Here is an 18,608-nt window from a genome sequence, read left to right as displayed (position 1 = left end):
TGTCTTCAACCAAACACCAGGCGCGCCAGCGCGCCGCCGCACGCGCGGTTGCGCAAACTGGCCTCGCCGCCGTGCAGCCGTGCCACTTCGCGCACGAACGACAGCCCCAGGCCGGAACTGCGCTGCCCGGTCGCCGGCCGCGGCAACGAATAGAAGCGCTCGAACACCCGCTGCAGCGCGTAAGCGGGTACGCCTGAACCCGCATCCTCCACCAGCAAGGCGATGCGCGCGTGCGCGGCGCGCTCTGCGCGCAGCACCACCGTGCCGCCGGCGGGCGACAACGCGATCGCGTCGTCGAGCAGATTGTGCAGCGCCTGCCGCAGCAGATACGGATCGCCGGCCAGTGCCAGCTCGGCGTCCGGCCCCTGCACCTGCACGCCGCTGGCGCGCAACTGCGGCGCCAGCGCCTCGGCCAATTGCGCGAACAGCGACGCTACCGCGACGCGATCGCGCCGCTGCAGCCAACCATGCTGCTCGACCTCGGCCAGCGCCAGCAGCTTGTCGATGGTTTCGGTGAGGCATTGCTGCTGCTCGGCGATATGGTGCACGAAGCGTCGCCGCTCGCGTCCGGCAGCGGTTCCTGCAGCAGTTCGGCGGCGCCGCGGATCGCCGCCAGCGGGCTCTTCATCTCGTGGGTCAGCGACTGCACATACTGCTCGACATAATCGCGCGCGGATTGCGCCGCTGCGCCGCGCCAAGGTCGCGGGCGCCAGCCGCGGTCCATCAGTTGCGCGCGGCTGAGGATGGCGCCAGGCCGCTGCAGCAGCGCGGCCAGCAGCGCGTATTCGTAGCGGGTCAGGTCCAGTGCGGCGTCGCCGTCGTGGATGCGGCGGCCGTCGCGGTCGATCGCGATCGCGAACGCGCCGTGCCGCTGCCAGCCCTGCTCCGCATCCGCGCCACCAGTTCGCGCAGCGAAAACGGTTTGGCCATGTCGTCGTCGGCGCCCAGTTCCAGGCCGAGCACGCGGTCGATCTCGTCGTTGCGCGCGGTCAGGAAGATCACCGGCACCTGGCTGAAGCGGCGCAGTTCGCGGCACGCCTCGAAGCCGCCCAGGTCCGGCAGGCCGACATCCAGCACCACCACGTCGATGCCGCCGGCGCGCGCCTGCGCCAGCGCCTCGCGCCCGAGCAGGCAGTGCCGCACCTGATAGCCCCCGCTGCGCAACGCGTACAGCACGGTATCGGCAATGGCGGATTCGTGCTCGACGACGAGGACGCACGGGGCGGCGGGCGCGGACATGGCGCGCAGCATAGCCGCAACCCCCGCCCGCCCGTACACTGCCGCGATGAACTATCGCCACGCCTACCACGCCGGCAACCATGCCGACGCGCTCAAGCACACCGTGCTGCTCGCGCTGATCCACGCGCTCAAGCGCAAGGACAGCCCGTTCTTCGTGCTCGACACCCACGCCGGACGCGGCCGCTACCTGTTCGCCGGCAGCGAGGCGCGCAAGACCGGCGAGGCCGCGGCCGGGGTGCTGAAGCTGATGGGCCAGCCCACCTTGCCGGAGGTGCTGGAGCGCTACCTGCGCGCAGTGCAGGCCGACAACCCGGTCCCGGTCGGCGCGAAGGATGCGAGTCCCTCGCAAAAGCCCGCACGTCCCTGTGCGGGGATTCAATTGAAGCACTACCCCGGCTCGCCGCTGCTGGTCGCCCAGGCCATGCGCGAACAGGACCGGCTCGCCGCCTGCGAGCTGCAGCCCGAGGAAGCGGCCGAACTGAAGACGCTGTTCGCCAACGACCGCCGCGTGCAGGTGCATGCCGGCGACGGTTATGCGGCGATCAAGGCGTTCGTGCCGCCGAGGGCCGGCGCGGCCAAGATCGGCCGCGGCCTGGTGCTGATCGATCCGCCCTACGAATCGCAGGACGCCGAATACCCGCTGATCGCCGCGGCGCTGCGCGAGACCCTGACCCGCTGGCCGCAGGCGATGTGCGCGGTGTGGTATCCGATCAAGCAGCGCCGCAGCCTGCAGCCGTTTTTCCGCAAGGCCGCGGCGATGCCGGCCAAATCGGCGCTGCTGGCCGAGCTGCAGGTGCGCCCGGACGATTCGCCGCTGCGGCTCAACGGCAGCGGCATGCTGCTGCTCAATCCGCCCTGGCAGTTCGAGCAGGCGCTGGCGAGCGCGCTGCCGGCGCTGAAGGTGCATCTGGGCGAAACGGGCGCATCGACGCGCCTGGAGTGGCTCAAGCGCGAGGAGTGAGGCGGCGCGCGCGGCATCCCGGCACGTCGCAAGCGCGCGCACGGCGCTGGGTCAATAGCAATCCCAGTTGTAGGCAACCCGGCTGAAATCGCCGCGCTGCAGGTCGGCCGGATCGATGAAGACGTTGGCGATGCCGCTGTCGCCCCACATCATGGCGTCGTCGCTGTCCAGCTGCAGCAGCAGCACCTACGCGTCCTGCGCGATGCGCGGATCTTCCTGGGTGAACTCTGGGTAGCCGCCGAGCTTGTGCCCGCTGCGATTCAATGCGGCGTACAGCGCCTCGTCCACGTCGTCCTGCGGCAACGCATGGCGTGTGGCGTAGGCGGCGGCGACCGCGTCCAGCGGCCGCCCCAGCGCCTGCGCGAAGTGCACGTCGCTGCGGCCGATGGTTTCCGCGCCGACAGCGAAATGCATCGCCCGCGGATGCGCCGGATCGAACGGCAGCGCGTCGCCGGCCGGCAACCGCACCGCGGCCTGCCGCGCCGACGCGTCGGGCCGCAGCCAATACACCACGCGGAAATTGCGTTGCGCGCTCAATGCGGCCAGGTCGCTGGCGCCGTCGAAGTTGGCGCCATAGAAATCGTCGCTGCCGATGAAGAACTGCAGCATGCCGTGGGTGGGATAGCCACGCAGCGGCGGCAGTGTCGCCAGGTTCACCTGCGCCAGCAGCGCCAGCGGCTGGCCATGGGCGTCGTGCGGGTATGCCTGGTCCGCGGTCCAGTACGGGCGGCCGCCGACCTTGCTGGCCAGGCGATCGTCCTGCGCCATCGGCTGCAGGCGCAGCTGCGCCACAGGCTTGCGCGTGGCCTCCAGGCGTTGCCGGTACGGCGCCAGCACCGCATCGGCCGGCACCGGCACCCTCGCCGCGGACGCGGTGCTGGACGATGGCGCGACCGGCTCAAGCGCCCCCTGCATCGTGCGCTTGAGCCACCAGAAGCCGCCCAGCATCAGCCCACCCAGCACCGCGACCAGCGCCAAGGTGATCACGGTGGACAGCAGCACAGCGTTCGAGGTCTTCATTGCGTTGTCGCCCACGCTGGACCAGGCGCCACTGTAGCAATGCCGCTCAGCCGCCGGAAGCGACCGCGGCGGCGCCCGACTCCGGTTCGAAGAAGCTCCAGCGCACCATCGGGAACTGCTGCTTCAAGCCGCGCTCGATGTGGGTGATGTCGGCCAGCAGCGCCGCCGCGTCGTGCTTCTGGCGCAGCGTGGCCTGCACCGACACCAGCACGTCTTCGCCGAGCTGCACCGCGATCAGGCGGATCACCCGCTCGATCTGCGGCTGCGCCTGGAAGAACGCATGCAATTGCCGCTGCAGCGCCGGGTCCACACTCTGCCCGATCAGCATCGCCTTGATCTGGATCGCCACCAGCACCGCGACCACGATCAGCAGTGCGCCGATGGCGATGGTGCCCAGCGCGTCCCACAGCGGATTGCCGGTCAGCACGCTCAGCAGCACCGCGGCCAGCGCCAGCGCCAGGCCGAGCAAGGCCGCCAGATCCTCGCCGAAGATCACGATCAGCTCGGCCTGGCGGCTCTCGCGGAACCAGGTCCATAGCGAGCGAGCGCCGCGCACCTTGCCGATCTCCTGCAGGCAGGTGCGCAGCGATACGCCCTCGGCGACCAGCGCGAACCCGAGCACGCCCACCGCCCAGCCCCAACTGCGCAAGGGCTCGGGCTGCAGCAGCTTGTGCACGCCCTCGTACACCGAAAACATGCCGCCGATGCAGAACAGCATCACCGCCACCAGGAACGACCAGAAGTAGATGGCGCGGCCGTAGCCCAGCGGATATTCGGCACTGGCCGGGCGCTTGGCCTGGCGCATGCCCAGCAGCAACAGCAACTGGTTGCCGCAGTCGGCCAGCGAATGCACGGTCTCGGCCAGCATCGCGCCCGAGCCGGTGGCCAGCGCCGCCGCGCCCTTGGCCAGGGCGATGGCCAGGTTGGCGCCGAGCGCGAAGAAGATGGCGCGCCGCGAATCGTCGCTGCCGGACATGGCCTATCTCGATCGAAAAATCCACGCACAGGGTAGGCAAACGCGGTGAGCGCTGCGTTCACGGCATCCGCCCCGGGTAATGCGAGAATCCAGGCTTCGTCGAGGATCATCCGGCCATGGCTACCCGCAACCGCATGCCTCCGTGGCATGAAAACTTCACCTTGCCCAGCGGCCGCGAGCTGCTGATCCGGCCGATCCGGCCGGAAGACAGCGCGCCGCTGCAAGGCGCCTTCAGTCTGCTCGGGCCGACCGAGATCCGCGAGCGGTTCCTGCATTCGGTGCAGGAGCTGACCGAGGACATGGCGCAACGCCTGACCCATCCCAATCCGAAGACCGAACTGACCCTGGTCGCGGCCGAACCGCTGCCGCCGGGCGAAGCGGTGGTCGGCGCGGTGGCGCGCGCGGCGATCACGCCCGGCACCCGCGAGGCCGAATATGCGATCCTGGTCAGCAGCTTCGTCGCCGGCCAGGGCCTGGGCCGGCAGCTGATGCGCAAGCTGGTCAAGTGGGCGCGGCGCAAGTACCTGGACCGGCTCTACGGCGACGTGCTGGAAAGCAATCTGCCGATGCTGCAACTGGCCGAATCGCTGGGTTTCCGACCGATGTCGCACCCGGACACCCCGGGCCTGGTGCGCGTGGTGCTGGAACTGGGGAACTGACCCCGCTCCCCGCCACCGCACACCACTAACCGCCGCGCCACGCTTCTCCGAGTCCCGAGTCCCGAGTCCCGAGTCCCGAGTCCCGACTCTCCGGTCCCCGGTCCCCGGTCCCCGGTCCCGAGCTTGCTAGACTAGTCGGTCCATGGCGCCTCTTTCCTTCCCCGTTCCGCCGCTGCCCAAGTCCGGCCAGCTCCGCGCCTTCTGGCGCGCCCCTGCGTCCTCGACCGCGCTGGCCTGGCACATCGCCTGCGCCGCTGCGGCGCATCGCGGGCCGTTGCTGGTGGTCGCGCGCGACAACCAGAGCGCGCACCAGATCGAGGCCGACCTGCACACGCTGCTGGCCGGCGACGGCAGCTTGCCGGTGGTGCCGTTCCCGGATTGGGAAACCCTGCCCTACGACCAGTTCAGTCCGCACCCGGACATCATCAGCCAGCGCCTGTCGGCGCTGCACCGGCTGCCGACGCTGCAGCAAGGCATCGTGGTGGTGCCGGTGCAGACGCTGATGCAGCGCGTGGCGCCGTTGCGCTACATCGTCGGCGGCAGCTTCGACCTGCGCGTGGGCCAGCGCCTGGACCTGGAGGCGGAAAAGCGCCGCCTGGAAAGCGCCGGCTACCGCAACGTGCCGCAGGTGATGGACCCGGGCGATTTCGCGGTGCGCGGCGGCCTGCTCGACGTGTACCCGATGGGTGCGGACACGCCGTTGCGGATCGAACTGCTGGACGAGGACATCGACTCGATCCGCGCCTTCGACCCGGAATCGCAGCGCTCGCTGGACCACGTGCAGGAAGTGAAGATGCTGCCCGGCCGCGAAGTGCCGATGGACGATGTCAGCGTGGAGCGGGTGCTGGCCACGCTGCGCGAACGCTTCGACGTGGACACCCGGCGCAGCGCGCTGTACCAGGACTTGAAGGCGCGGCTGGCGCCGTCGGGCATCGAGTACTACCTGCCGCTGTTCTTCCAGGAAGCGCGCAGCGCGGGCAAGCCGGCGCGCGATGCCACCGCCACCTTGTTCGACTATCTGGGCGAGACGGTGCTGCCGCTGCTCGCGCCGGGCGTGGGCGCCGCCGCCGATGCGTTCTGGGCGCAGACCCAGAACCGCTACGAGCAGCGCCGCCACGACGTGGAGCGCCCGCTGCTGGCGCCCGAGGAGCTGTACCAGGCGCCGGACACGCTGCGCGAGAAGCTCAACGGCCTGCCGCGCATCGAGGTGTGGGCCGCCGACCACGCGCGCATCGACGACGCGCAGGCGCTGGGCGACCAGCCGCTGCCGCCGCTGCCGGTAGCGGCCAAGGACGCCGCCCCGGCCGAGGCGCTGAAGAGCTTCCTCGGCAGCTATGCGGGCCGCGTGCTGATCGCCGCCGATTCGCCGGGCCGCCGCGAAGCGCTGCTGGAAGTGCTGGCCGCGGCGGGGCTGAAGCCGGAGGTCATCCCGAACTTCGCGACATTCCTCGCTGCTCCCCCCGGGACAAGGTGGCGCGAAGCGGCGGATGCGGGTACGCCGCGCGCGCCATCCTCAGCGCAGAAGGCCGCTGCGTCGTCCGCGTCCGCCAACGCCGCGCAGGCACAGGTCGCTGGCGGCCGTAGCCTCCCCCCCCCCCCTCTGCCGCAGGGAGAGGGGCTAGCCTCCGACGTGGCGCCTGCGCGCTTCGCCATCGCCGTCGCGCCCCTGGACGACGGCTTCGCCCTGGACGATCCGTACATCGCGGTGCTCACCGAGCGCCAGCTGTTCCCCGAACGCGCCGGCCAGCCGCGGCGCACGCGCCGCGCCGGGCGCGAGCCGGAAGCGATCATCCGCGACCTCGGCGAGCTGACCGAAGGCGCGCCGATCGTGCATGAGGATCACGGCGTCGGCCGCTACCGCGGGCTGATCGTGCTCGATGCCGGCGGCATGCCCGGCGAGTTTCTGGAGATCGAATACGCCAAGGGCGACCGCCTGTACGTGCCGGTCGCGCAGCTGCACCTGATCAGCCGCTACTCCGGCGCCTCGGCCGACACCGCGCCGCTGCATTCGCTGGGCGGCGAGCAATGGAGCAAGGCCAAGCGCCGCGCCGCCGAGAAGGTGCGCGACGTGGCCGCCGAACTGCTGGAGATCCAGGCGCGGCGCCGCGCCCGCGCCGGTCTGGCTTTGCAGGTGGACCGGGCCATGTACGAGCCGTTCGCGGCCGGTTTCCCGTTTGAGGAAACCGCCGACCAGCTGGCCGCGATCGAGGCCACCCTGCGCGACCTGGCCAGCAGCCAGCCGATGGACCGCGTGGTCTGCGGCGATGTCGGCTTCGGCAAGACCGAGGTTGCGGTGCGCGCCGCATTCGCCGCGGCCAGCGCCGGCAAGCAGGTGGCGGTGCTGGTGCCGACCACGCTGCTGGCCGAACAGCACTACCGCAACTTCCGCGACCGCTTCGCCGACTGGCCGCTGCGGGTGGAAGTGCTGTCGCGCTTCAAGAGCGCCAAGGAGATCAAGGCGGAGCTGGAGAAGGTCGCCGACGGCGGCATCGACGTGATCATCGGCACCCATCGCCTGCTGCAGCCGGACGTGAAGTTCAAGGACCTGGGCCTGGTCGTGGTGGACGAGGAACAGCGCTTCGGCGTGCGCCAGAAGGAAGCGCTGAAGGCGCTGCGCGCCAACGTGCACCTGCTCACCCTCACCGCCACGCCGATCCCGCGCACGCTGAACATGGCCATGGCCGGATTGCGCGACCTGTCGATCATCGCCACCGCGCCGCCGAACCGGCTGGCGGTGCAGACCTTCGTCACCGCCTGGGACAACGCGCTGCTGCGCGAGGCGTTCCAGCGCGAGCTGGCGCGCGGCGGCCAGCTGTACTTCCTGCACAACGACGTGGAAAGCATCGGCCGCATGCAGCGCGAACTCAGCGAGCTGGTGCCGGAAGCGCGCATCGGCATCGCCCACGGGCAGATGCCCGAGCGCGAACTGGAACGGGTGATGCTGGATTTCCAGAAGCAGCGCTTCAACGTGCTGCTGTCGACCACGATCATCGAATCGGGCATCGACATCCCCAACGCCAACACCATCGTCATCAACCGCGCCGACCGCTTCGGCCTGGCCCAGCTGCACCAGCTGCGCGGCCGCGTTGGCCGTTCGCACCACCGCGCCTACGCCTACCTGCTGGTGCCGGACCGGCGCAGCATCACCGGCGATGCGCAGAAGCGGCTGGACGCGATCGCCTCGATGGACGAACTCGGCGCCGGCTTCACCCTGGCCACCCATGACCTGGAGATTCGCGGCGCCGGCGAACTGCTCGGCGAGGACCAGAGCGGGCAGATGGCCGAGGTCGGCTTCAGCCTGTACACCGAACTGCTGGAGCGCGCGGTGCGCAGCATCCGCCAGGGCAAGCTGCCGGACCTGGACGCCGGCGAGGAAGCGCGCGGCGCCGAAGTAGAACTGCATGTGCCGGCGCTGATCCCGGACGACTACCTGCCCGACGTGCACACCCGCCTGACCCTGTACAAGCGCATCTCCAGCGCCCGCGACAGCGAGCAACTGCGCGAACTGCAGGTGGAGATGATCGACCGCTTCGGCCTGCTGCCGGAGGCGGTCAAGCACCTGTTCGCGGTCGCCGAGCTGAAGCTGCAGGCAAACACGCTGGGCATCCGCAAGCTGGAACTGGGCGAGAACGGCGGCCGCATCGTGTTCGAGTCCAAGCCCGACGTCGATCCGATGACCATCATCCAGATGATCCAGAAGCAGCCCAAGCTGTACGCGATGGACGGGCCGGACAAGCTGAAGGTGAAGCTGCCGCTGCCGGAAGCGGCGGACCGCTTCAACGCCGCCCGCGGCCTGCTGGCGGCGCTGTCGCCGCGGTGACCGCCGCGCCCTGAGCTGCGCGCAGGCCCCCTGCGCGAAACGCGGCATGCCATCCGGTCGGTCGCGCACCTAGGGTGCGCACCAACGCGAACGCTCCGAAAACGGCCGGCCTCCCCGGCCGTTTTTTGTCGTGCCGGTGCCAACCCGGCGTTGGCACGGCGCATGCATCCGTTTCGGGGTGGCCAAGCGGCGCCCGGTGCAACTGGAATGGGGTGCCGCTCACAAGAATGAACCGCTCATCCTTATCAAAGATTTGCGAGACAAATCTGCAATTGGGCCTAAATATTCCCGAAAAGCGCCGATATCTGCTTACAGCCAATCCCAACCGACTGTTCAGTACCCGCGCCGCGGCCCGGGATTTCGACGTTCCCCCTGACCGAATCGGAGACATCCCATGCGCTCGAAACTCCCGGACTCCCTGCCCTCGCCGCTGCAACTGAGCCTGGACGGCGACATGACCATCCGCCGCGCCGGCGAACTGAAGCCGCTGCTGTTGCCGGCACTGGACCACCCCGGCGGCCTGCAGCTGCAGTTGCAGGCGGTCACCGAAATCGACGCCACCGGCATCCAGCTGCTGCTCGCCACCCAGGCCGCGTTGCGCGCGCTGGGCCGGCCGTTCCAGCTCGACGGCTGCAGCGCGCCGGTCACCGACGCACTCGACCTGCTCGGCCTGCGCGACACGCTCGCGCCCGGCGCCGGCGACACCTTCCACTGATCGGCGCCAGCTCATGAATTTCGCTCAACTGCTGCAGACCTTCATCGCCGAGAGCCGCGACCTGCTCGAGGACATGGAACGCAACCTGCTGGAGGCCGAACGCGGCGAAGCCGGCCCGGACGCGGTCAACGCCATCTTCCGCGCCGCGCACACCATCAAAGGTTCCGGCGGGCTGTTCGACCTGGCGCAACTGGTGGGCTTCACCCACGTCGTCGAAAGCGTGCTGGATCTGGTGCGCGAACACACGGTGGCGCTGGATTCGGAGCTGATCCAGCTGATGCTGGCCTGCTGCGACCACATCCGCGCGCTGGTGGAAGCGGCGGCCGGCGCCGAGGCCGACGAAGCGGTGCTCGCCGCCGAAGGCGCGCCGCTGCTGGCGCGCCTGCACACCTACCTGCAACCGGCCGCCGCGCCGACAGCCGCCGCCGCAGTCGCGGCCACCGTTGCCGCGCAGACCGGCTACTGGCGGATCTCGCTGCAGCTGTTCAGCGATGCGCTGCGCTTCGGCAACTCGCCGCTGCACCTGATCCGCTGCCTGCGCAGCCTGGGCACGCTGGAGGCGGTGCGCACCGACCACGCGCGCGTGCCGACGCTGCCGGAACTGGACCCGGAAGCCTGCTACCTGGGCTTCGACATCCTGCTGCGCTCGGACGCGCCGCAATCGGCGATCGAGGACATCTTCGAATTCGTCCGCGACGACTGCGAGCTGCAGGTGGTCGCGGTGGATCCGCACGGCGACGCCGCCAACCTGGAGCTGCCGCTACTGGTGGCCGAGGCCGGCAACCAGGCGCACGCCGACGACTTCGCCGGTTTCGACAGCCCGGCGCCGGCCGCCGCACCTGCGCCCGCTGCCCCGGCCCCGGCCCAGGCAGCGACCGCTCCTGCCGCTGCCGCGGCGCCAGCTGCCGCACGCGCGCAGGACGGCGGCTCGATCCGGGTCGACGCCGACAAGCTCGACCGCATGATCGACCTGGTCGGCGAGCTGATCATCGCCGTCGCCAGCACCGGCGCCAACGCGCAGCGCACCGGCGATGCGCAACTGCTCGAATCCACCTCGATCCTGGCCGGACTGGTCGAGGACGTGCGCGAAAGCGCGCTGCAGCTGCGTATGGTCAAGATCGGCGGCACCTTCAGCCGCTTCCACCGCGTGGTCCACGACGTGGCGCGCGAACTGGGCAAGGACATCGTGTTGGTGGTCAACGGCGAGGACACCGAGCTGGACAAGTCGGTGGTGGAGAAGATCGCCGATCCGCTGACCCACCTGGTGCGCAACGCGATGGACCACGGCATCGAGCCGGCCGAGCTGCGCCAGGCGCGCGGCAAGCCGGAGCGCGGCACGGTGCGGCTCAACGCCTTCCACGATTCGGGCAGCATCGTCATCCAGATCAGCGACGACGGCGGCGGCCTGAACCGCGAGCGAATCCTGGCCAAGGCGCTGGAGCGCGGCCTGATCGAACCCGGCCGCAGCCTGTCCGACCGCGAAGTGTTCGCGCTGATCTTCGAACCGGGCTTCTCCACCGCCGAGAAGGTTACCAACCTGTCCGGCCGCGGCGTCGGCATGGACGTGGTCAAGCGCAACATCACCGCGCTGCGCGGCAGCGTGGACATCAGCAGCCAGCAGGACGTGGGCACCACCATCTCGGTGCGGCTGCCGCTGACCCTGGCGATCATCAACGGCTTCCAGGTCGGGGTCGGCAAGTCGGTGTTCGTGGTGCCGCTGGATGTGGTCGAGGAATGCGTGGAATTCGCGCCGAACTACCAGAGCGACTACATCGACCTGCGCGGCGGAGTGCTGCCGTACGTGCGCCTGCGCTCGCTGTTCGGCATCGCCGGCACACCGCCGGCGCGCGAGAGCATCGTGGTGATCCGCCAGGGCGCGCAGCGCTTCGGCCTGGTCGTGGACACGCTGCTGGGCGAATGGCAGACCGTGATCAAGCCGCTGGCCAAGGTGTTTGCCGGGGTCAAGGGCATCAGCGGCTCGAGCATCCTCGGCAGCGGCGGCGTCGCCCTGATCCTGGACGTGCCCTCGCTGCTGACCCAGGTGGAACCCGCTTCCGATTCGCTGGCGGCCTGAGGCCGTTCCGAGGGTGCCACCGCGCACCCACACCCCTTCATAGACGCTAGCCAGGAACCGCCGCCATGTCCTATCGCTCACGGATCGCGACCACACTGTTGACCACCACGGCGATCGGCATCGCCCTGCCCGCCGCTGCCGCCGCCACGGCGTTGCTGCTGCCGCTCGCGCAGGGCACCGCGCTGGCCCTGGTCGCGGCCGCGACGCTGGCCTGCGCCGGCTTTCTGGGCTGGGCCGCGCTGGCCGCGGCGCGCGCGCTGACCCTGGCCAGCGCCGGGCTGGACGCGCTGGTGCGCGGCGACCTAGAGCGGATCGTGCCGGCCGGCGCAACCGACAACGAAGTGGCGCAGCTGCTGCGCACCGCGCAGGCCGACCTGCGCCAGTTCCATGCCGACGTCGGCCACATGGCCAACGCGCATGCCGCCGGCGCATGCGACGTGGCGCTGGATCCGGCGCGCTGGCCCGGCACGCACCGCGACCTGGCCGAGCGCATCAACAGCATGGTCGCCGGACACATCGGCGTGAACAAGCAGGCGATCGATTGCGTGGCCGAATTCGGCCGCGGCAACTTCACCGCGCCGCTGGCCGCGTTCCCGGGCCAGAAGGCGTTCATCAACGAGGTCGTCGAGCAGGTGCGGCGCAACCTGCTCGGGCTGAACGCGGAAATGCGGCGGATGTCCGACCAGCACGAGGCCGGCGAGATCGACGCGGTCATCGACAGCGCGCAGTTCCAGGGCGATTTCCGCGGCATGGCCGACGGCCTCAACCGCATGGTCGGCGCGCACATCGCGGTCAAGAAGCTGGCGCTGGGCGTGGTCGCCGAGTTCGGCCGCGGCAACTTCGACGCGCCGCTGGCGCCGCTGCCCGGCAAGAAGGCCTTCATCAACGACACCATCGAACACGTGCGCGGCAACTTCAAGCACCTGATCGCCGAGATCAACCGCATGTCCGTCGAGCACGACAAGGGCGATATCGACGTGCAGATCGACACCGCCAGGTTCGAAGGCGACTTCCGCGCCATGGGAGACGGCATCAACCGCATGGTCGGCGCGCATATCACGGTCAAGAAGCTGGCGATGGGCGTGGTCGCCGAGTTCGGCCGCGGCAATTTCGACGCGCCGCTGGCGCAGTTGCCCGGCAAGAAGGCCTTCATCAACGATACCGTCGAGCTCGTGCGCGGCAACTTCAAGCACCTGATCGCCGAGATCAACCGCATGTCCGCCGAGCACGACAAGGGCGACATCGACGTGGTCATCGACACCGCCAAGTTCGAGGGCGACTTCGGCGCGATGGGCAACGGCATCAACCAGATGGTCGCCGCGCACATCGCGGTCAAGAAACTGGCGATGGGCGTGGTCGCCGAGTTCGGCCGCGGCAACTTCGATGCGCCGCTGGCGCAACTGCCAGGCAAGAAGGCCTTCATCAACGACACCATCGAGCAGGCGCGCGGCAACCTGCGCAGCGTCGCCGACGTGATCAAGGTGATGGGCGCGGTCGCCGACGGCGACCTCAGCTGCAAGGTGAAGGGCCGCTACGAGGGCGCGTTCGCCGACATGCAGCGCTACGTCAACGTCACCATCGACACGCTCACCGGCATCGTCAACGAGGTCAACGGCAATGCGGCCACGCTGGCCAGTGCCTCCGAGCAGCTGTCGGCCACCGCGCAGTCGCTGAGCCAGGCGGCCAGCGAGCAGGCCGCCGGCGTGGAGGAGACCAGCGCCTCGCTGGAGCAGATGACCGCCTCGATTTCGCAGAATTCCGAGAACGCCAAGGTCACCGACGGCATGGCCGCCAAGGCCTCGCACGAAGCCGCCGAGAGCGGCGAAGCGGTGCGCAAAACGGTCGCGGCGATGAAGGAGATCGCGCGCAAGATCAGCATCATCGACGACATCGCCTACCAGACCAACCTGCTGGCGCTGAACGCGGCGATCGAAGCGGCGCGTGCCGGCGAGCACGGCAAGGGCTTCGCCGTGGTCGCCGCGGAAGTGCGCAAGCTGGCCGAGCGCAGCCAGGTCGCCGCACACGAAATCGGCGACGTGGCCGGGTCCAGCGTGGACCTGGCGGAAAGCGCCGGGCGCCTGCTCGGGGAGATGGTGCCATCGATCCGCCGCACGTCCGACCTGGTGCAGGAGATCAGCGCCGCCTCCGAGGAACAGACCTCCGGGGTGGGCCAGATCAACTGCGCGGTGGTCCAGCTCAACCAGACCACCCAGCAATCGGCTGCCAACGCTGAAGAATTGGCCGCTACGGCCGAAGAAGTAAGCAGCCAGGCCGAACAACTGCAGGTGCTCATGAACTTCTTCAAGACCGGCCCGGCCAGCGCGGCGCCCGCCCCGACCCCGCTGCCGCGGCGCGCGCCGGCACCACCGGCGCCGGCGCCACGCCTGCGCGCCTTCGCCGGCGCCGGCCCCGCGGCGGGGGTGCGGCTCGACGAAAGCGCTTTCGAAACCTTCTGATCCCCGCAACAGCCCACCCCGAAACGGGTGGCCACATGTCCGCGACCCGCCACTCCATCATCCACAGGTACACTGCGATGTCCAACGCCACCTCACTCTCCTCCAAGCTATGGACTGGCTGCTGCATCGCCGTGCTGCTGCCGCTGGCAGCCAGTGCGGCCGGCTTAGCGCTGGCGCTGCCGCCAGGCCAGGTGCTGGCGCTGGCCATCGCCGCGGCGGTCCTGGGCGGTGCGGTGCTCGCTTATGTGGCGTACGCGATCTCGCGCTCGCTGCGGATCGCCACCACCACGCTGAGCCGCTTCGCCCGGGGCGATTTCGAGGCGGTGCTGCCCACCGTGCGCAACGACCAGGCCTGCGAAATCCTGCTGGCGCTGCGCCAGGTGCAGGGCAGCGTGCGCCAGATCAGCGAAGAGATCGAACGCATGTCGCGCGAGCACGATGCCGGCGACATCGACGCGGTCATCGATGGTCAGCGCTTCGAAGGCGATTTCCGCAGCATGGCCGAGGGCATCAACCGCATGGTCGGCGGCCACATCGCGGTCAAGAAGAAGGCCATGGCCTGCATCGCCGAATTCGGCCGCGGCAATTTCCAGGCGCCGCTGGAGAGCTTCCCCGGCAAGAAGGCGTTTATCAATGACACCATTGAACAGGTGCGCCGCAACCTGCTGGGGCTGATAGCGCAGATAAACCAGATGTCCGCCGAGCACGACGCCGGCGACATCGACGTGACCATCGACAGCAACCGGTTCGACGGCGACTTCCGGACTATGGCCGATGGCATCAACCGCATGGTCGGCGGCCACATCGCGGTCAAGAAGAAGGCGATGGCCTGTATCGCCGAGTTCGGCCGCGGCAACTTCGATGCGCCACTGGAGACCTTCCCGGGCAAGAAGGCGTTCATCAACGACACCATCGAGCAGGTGCGCGCCAACCTGCGCGCGCTGATCCGCGATACAAACCTGCTGGTCGAGGCCGCCGGCGCCGGCCGTCTTGAGGTGCGCGCCGACGCCGGCCTGCACCACGGCGATTTCCGCCGCATCGTCGACGGCATCAACCAGACCTTGGACGCGGTGATCGGGCCGCTGAACGAAGCGCGCCAGGTGCTCAAGGCGATGGAGGACGGCGACCTGACCCGCACTGCCGAGGTGGCGTGCCAGGGCCAGTTGAAGGAACTGTGCGACAGCATCAACGGCACGGTGGCGCGCCTGGCGCAGGTGGTCGGCGAGGTCAACATCAACGCCGAAGCGCTGGCCAGCGCCTCGGAGGAAGTCAGCGCCACCGCGCAGTCGCTGAGCCACGCGGCCAGCGAGCAGGCCGCGGGCGTGGAGGAAACCAGCGCCTCGCTGGAGCAGATGACTGCCTCGATCGCGCAGAACACCGAAAACGCCAAGATCACCGACGGCATGGCCGGCAAGGCCGCACGCGAAGCCATCGAGGGCGGCGAAGCGGTACGCTCCACGGTCGCGGCGATGAAGCAGATCGCGCACAAGATCGGCATCATCGACGACATCGCCTACCAGACCAACCTGCTCGCGCTGAACGCGGCGATCGAGGCGGCACGTGCGGGCGAGCACGGCAAGGGCTTCGCCGTGGTCGCCGCGGAAGTGCGCAAGCTGGCCGAACGCGCCCAGGTGGCCGCGCAGGAGATCGGCGACGTCGCCAGCTCCAGCGTGGAGCTGGCCGAGAACGCCGGCAAGCTGCTCGACCAGATGGTGCCGTCGATCAAGCGCACCTCCGACCTGGTGCAGGAGATCACCGCCGCCTCCGAGGAACAGACCTCCGGCGTCGGCCAGATCAATGCCGCGGTCGGCCAGCTCAACCAGACCACCCAGCAGGCCGCATCCAATTCCGAGGAACTGGCCGCCACCGCCGAGGAGATGAGCGCGCAGGCCGAGCAGTTGCAGCAGTTGATGAGCTTCTTCCGCACCAGCCAGGCGCCCGCGCCGCGGCGGCCGGTCGCGGTGCAGCGCAACGGCAGGAAGCCGGCACAGGCACGCGCGCGCAGCTACGGCGAGGCCGGGCTGGCGCTGGTGACGGACCCGGACGAACTGCACTTCGACACCTTCTGAACGGCCGCGACGCCCGCCTGCCTTTCCCGAACACTGAACGCCCGCATTGCGGACGCCGCTCGCATTTCATCCTCAAGAGATCACCTCCGTGTTCGCCAACATGAAAATCGGTACAAGAATCGGCCTGGGCTTCGCCTCGGTGCTGCTGTTGATGCTCGGCATGGGCGTGTTCGCCACCGACAAGCTGGCCCAGATCGACCAGGCCTCGACCGACATGGCCGAGAACTGGATGCCCAGCATCCGCTACGTGCAGCAGATGAACACCAACACCTCCGACCTGCGCGTGGCCGAGCTGCAGCACGTGGTCAGCGAGCGCCAGGAAGAAAGGGCCAGGCTCGATCAGGTGATGGAACACCTCCTGGCCGACTACGCGAGCAACCGCGACCGCTACGTCAAGCTGATCTCCTCGCCCGAGGAAAAAGCCAGCTACGACGACTTCGCGCACAAGTTCGACCAGTACCTGGCGCTGCACAAGCAGGTGCTGCAGCTGTCGCGCGACCTCAAGACCCGCGAGGCGATGGCCCTGCTCAACGGCCAGCAGCAGACCCTATTCGACGACGCCTCGGCGATCCTCGACAAATTGGTCGAGATCAACGTCAAGGGCGGCGAAACCGCCAGCGCGCAGGCCGATGCGCAGTACGCCAGCGCGCGCAGCTGGATCATCGGCGTGCTCGCGGCGTGCGTGCTGCTCGGCGCCGGCATTTCGGTGTTCATTGTGCGCGGGCTGATGCGCCTGCTCGGCGGCGAGCCGGCCTACGTGGCCGAGATCGCCAACAAGGTGGCGCAGGGCGACCTGGCGCTGGAGGTGAAGATCCGCGCCAACGACAGCGTCAGCGCGCTGTACGCGATGCGCAGCATGGTCGAGCGGCTGAAACTGGTCATCGACGGCCAGCGCCGCGTGGTCCAGGCCGCCAATCGCGGCGACTTCTCCGAGCAGGTCGCCCTGGACGGGCTGGCCGGCTTCCAGCGCGAGATGGGCCAGGGCCTGAACGATCTGGTGCAGACCAGCGGCGACAGCATCCAGGACGTGGTGCGGGTGATGGGCGCGATGGCCGAGGGCGACCTGACCCGGAGCATCGACAAGCACTACGACGGCGCCTACGCGGAGATGAAGAACTACGTCAACGACACCATTGCGCGCCTGTCGCAGGTGGTCAACGAGGTCAACGGCAACGCCGAATCGCTGGCCAGCGCCTCCGAGCAAGTCAGCGCCACCGCGCAATCGCTGAGCCAGGCCGCCAGCGAGCAGGCTGCGGGCGTGGAAGAGACCAGCGCCGCGATCGAGCAGATGACCGCCTCGATCGGGCAGAACACCGAGAACGCCAAGGTCACCGACGGCATGGCCAGCAAGGCCTCCAGCCAGGCCATGGATGGCGGCGAGTCGGTGCGCGCCACGGTCGTGGCGATGAAGCAGATCGCGCAGAAGATCGGCATCATCGACGACATCGCTTACCAGACCAACCTGCTGGCGCTGAACGCGGCGATCGAGGCGGCGCGCGCCGGCGAGCACGGCAAGGGCTTCGCCGTGGTCGCCGCGGAAGTGCGCAAACTGGCCGAGCGCGCCCAGGTGGCTGCCCAGGAGATCGGCGATGTCGCCGGTTCCAGCGTCGAGCTGGCCGAGAACGCCGGCAAGCTGCTCGACCAGATGGTGCCGTCGATCAAGCGCACCTCGGACCTGGTGCAGGAAATCACCGCGGCCTCGGAAGAACAGGCCTCCGGCGTCAACCAGATCAACACCGCGATCGGCCAGCTCAACCAGACCACCCAGCAGGCCGCGTCCAATTCCGAGGAACTGGCCGCCACCGCCGAGGAAATGAGCAGCCAGGCCGAGCAGCTGCAGCAGTTGATGAGCTTCTTCAAGCTCGGCGGCAGCGCAGCGCGGGCGCCGCGCCGCGCCACGCCTGCCGCCGCCCCGGCGCCGCGCAAGCCCGCGCAGTCCGCGCGTGGCCCGGCGCGCAAGCCGTTCGTGCATTTCGCCGATGGCAAGCTCGCGCTGACCGGCGATACGCCGGACGAAGCCCATTTCGAAACTTTCTGAGGACAGGCCATGACCACTTCCGCAGCGCCCGTACCGTTCGGCGCCACCGATCTCGCTCCAAACCAGTTCCTGACCTTCCTGCTCGGCAAGGAGATGTTCGGCGTCGGCATCCTCGGCATCAAGGAAATCATCGAATACCGCACCCCGACCGACGTGCCGATGATGCCGCCGGCACTGCGCGGGGTGATTAACCTGCGCGGCGCGGTGGTGCCGGTGGTGGACCTGCAGCAACGCTTCGGCCGCGCCGCCAGCGAGGTCACCAAGCGCACCTGCATCGTCATCGTCGAAGTCGCCAACGGCAACGAGCGCCAAGTGCTGGGATTGCTGGTGGACGCGGTCAGCGAAGTGCTGGAGATCGCCGCCGACGACATCGCCCCGGCCCCCGCGTTTGGCGCCGGCATCCGCCGCGACTTCATCCATGGCATGGGCAAGGTCGGCGAGCGCTTCGTGATCCTGCTCGATGCCGACGCAGCGCTGTCCACCCAGGAGTTCGTCGCCATGGCCGGCATCCCGTCCGGGGGCGAGGAAGGCATCGCCGCCTGAGTTTCATGCGTGGCGCAGCGCGCCGCGTCCCGCCCTTG

At 69.2% G+C, this 18,608-nt stretch carries 10 protein-coding genes and 4 pseudogenes; 10 read left to right on the top strand and 4 right to left on the bottom strand.

What is annotated here, in order from left to right:
- Positions 1-5: 5 nt before the first annotated feature.
- A pseudogene (locus ISN38_RS17050) lies at positions 6-664 on the bottom strand (ATP-binding protein); the annotation flags it as partial.
- A 131-nt stretch (positions 665-795) separates the two neighbouring features.
- Positions 796-1,251, bottom strand: a complete 456-nt coding sequence (locus tag ISN38_RS17045) for a response regulator (protein WP_003472966.1) — start codon at positions 1,249-1,251, stop codon at positions 796-798.
- 34 nt (positions 1,252-1,285) lie between these two features.
- Between ISN38_RS17045 and ISN38_RS17040 the strand changes: the two genes are divergently transcribed.
- Positions 1,286-2,200, top strand: coding sequence for a 23S rRNA (adenine(2030)-N(6))-methyltransferase RlmJ (locus ISN38_RS17040; RefSeq protein WP_003472967.1), 915 nt, complete (start codon positions 1,286-1,288; stop codon positions 2,198-2,200).
- A 51-nt stretch (positions 2,201-2,251) separates the two neighbouring features.
- Here ISN38_RS17040 and ISN38_RS17035 read toward each other — a convergent pair.
- Both ISN38_RS17035 and ISN38_RS17030 read right to left on the bottom strand, forming a co-directional pair.
- Positions 2,252-2,968 (bottom strand): annotated as a pseudogene (locus ISN38_RS17035) (YwqG family protein).
- Between the two features lie 298 nt (positions 2,969-3,266).
- On the bottom strand, positions 3,267-4,196 hold the full coding sequence (locus tag ISN38_RS17030) for a cation diffusion facilitator family transporter (protein ID WP_206711927.1): 930 nt from the start codon (positions 4,194-4,196) through the stop codon (positions 3,267-3,269).
- Positions 4,197-4,312: 116 nt separating this feature from the next.
- On the opposite strand from ISN38_RS17030, the gene ISN38_RS17025 reads away from it, so the two are divergent.
- The 9 genes and pseudogenes from ISN38_RS17025 (at position 4,313) to ISN38_RS16990 (ending at position 18,570) form a co-directional block, all read left to right on the top strand.
- Positions 4,313-4,855, top strand: a complete 543-nt coding sequence (locus tag ISN38_RS17025) for a GNAT family N-acetyltransferase (protein WP_003472971.1) — start codon at positions 4,313-4,315, stop codon at positions 4,853-4,855.
- A gap of 142 nt (positions 4,856-4,997) precedes the next feature.
- Positions 4,998-8,675: a transcription-repair coupling factor gene (mfd, locus tag ISN38_RS17020; protein ID WP_047325093.1), complete on the top strand. Its 3,678-nt coding sequence runs from the start codon at positions 4,998-5,000 to the stop codon at positions 8,673-8,675.
- Positions 8,676-9,069: 394 nt separating this feature from the next.
- Positions 9,070-9,390, top strand: coding sequence for an STAS domain-containing protein (locus ISN38_RS17015; protein ID WP_003472974.1), 321 nt, complete (start codon positions 9,070-9,072; stop codon positions 9,388-9,390).
- Between the two features lie 13 nt (positions 9,391-9,403).
- Complete coding sequence (locus tag ISN38_RS17010; protein ID WP_058195601.1) at positions 9,404-11,464, top strand: chemotaxis protein CheA; 2,061 nt, start codon at positions 9,404-9,406, stop codon at positions 11,462-11,464.
- A 65-nt stretch (positions 11,465-11,529) separates the two neighbouring features.
- Positions 11,530-12,051 (top strand): annotated as a pseudogene (locus tag ISN38_RS20910) (methyl-accepting chemotaxis protein); the annotation flags it as partial.
- 45 nt (positions 12,052-12,096) lie between these two features.
- Positions 12,097-13,768, top strand: a pseudogene (locus tag ISN38_RS17005) (methyl-accepting chemotaxis protein); the annotation flags it as partial.
- A gap of 229 nt (positions 13,769-13,997) precedes the next feature.
- On the top strand, positions 13,998-15,989 hold the full coding sequence (locus tag ISN38_RS17000; RefSeq protein WP_206711925.1) for a methyl-accepting chemotaxis protein: 1,992 nt from the start codon (positions 13,998-14,000) through the stop codon (positions 15,987-15,989).
- Positions 15,990-16,077: 88 nt separating this feature from the next.
- Positions 16,078-18,027: a methyl-accepting chemotaxis protein gene (locus tag ISN38_RS16995; protein ID WP_003468975.1), complete on the top strand. Its 1,950-nt coding sequence runs from the start codon at positions 16,078-16,080 to the stop codon at positions 18,025-18,027.
- A gap of 9 nt (positions 18,028-18,036) precedes the next feature.
- The gene (locus ISN38_RS16990) at positions 18,037-18,570 is read left to right on the top strand and encodes a chemotaxis protein CheW (RefSeq protein ID WP_003468977.1); all 534 of its coding nucleotides are present in this window, start codon (positions 18,037-18,039) and stop codon (positions 18,568-18,570) included.
- Positions 18,571-18,608: the final 38 nt, after the last annotated feature.

The sequence above is a fragment of the Xanthomonas translucens pv. undulosa genome (genome assembly GCF_017301775.1).
In the GTDB taxonomy this organism is placed as follows: domain Bacteria; phylum Pseudomonadota; class Gammaproteobacteria; order Xanthomonadales; family Xanthomonadaceae; genus Xanthomonas_A; species Xanthomonas_A translucens.
The sequence above is the reverse complement of the archived record's forward strand: the minus strand, read 5'-3'. Positions and strand labels throughout refer to the sequence as shown.

What these genes read in the sequence shown, in the direction of transcription:
- ISN38_RS17045 (WP_003472966.1), bottom strand. Translation starts at nt 1,251, where the DNA reads ATGCTGCGCGCCATGTCCGCGCCCGCCGCCCCGTGCGTCCTCGTCGTC.
- ISN38_RS17040 (WP_003472967.1), top strand. Translation starts at nt 1,286, where the DNA reads ATGAACTATCGCCACGCCTACCACGCCGGCAACCATGCCGACGCGCTC.
- ISN38_RS17030 (WP_206711927.1), bottom strand. Translation starts at nt 4,196, where the DNA reads ATGTCCGGCAGCGACGATTCGCGGCGCGCCATCTTCTTCGCGCTCGGC.
- ISN38_RS17025 (WP_003472971.1), top strand. Translation starts at nt 4,313, where the DNA reads ATGGCTACCCGCAACCGCATGCCTCCGTGGCATGAAAACTTCACCTTG.
- mfd (WP_047325093.1), top strand. Translation starts at nt 4,998, where the DNA reads ATGGCGCCTCTTTCCTTCCCCGTTCCGCCGCTGCCCAAGTCCGGCCAG.
- ISN38_RS17015 (WP_003472974.1), top strand. Translation starts at nt 9,070, where the DNA reads ATGCGCTCGAAACTCCCGGACTCCCTGCCCTCGCCGCTGCAACTGAGC.
- ISN38_RS17010 (WP_058195601.1), top strand. Translation starts at nt 9,404, where the DNA reads ATGAATTTCGCTCAACTGCTGCAGACCTTCATCGCCGAGAGCCGCGAC.
- ISN38_RS17000 (WP_206711925.1), top strand. Translation starts at nt 13,998, where the DNA reads ATGTCCAACGCCACCTCACTCTCCTCCAAGCTATGGACTGGCTGCTGC.
- ISN38_RS16990 (WP_003468977.1), top strand. Translation starts at nt 18,037, where the DNA reads ATGACCACTTCCGCAGCGCCCGTACCGTTCGGCGCCACCGATCTCGCT.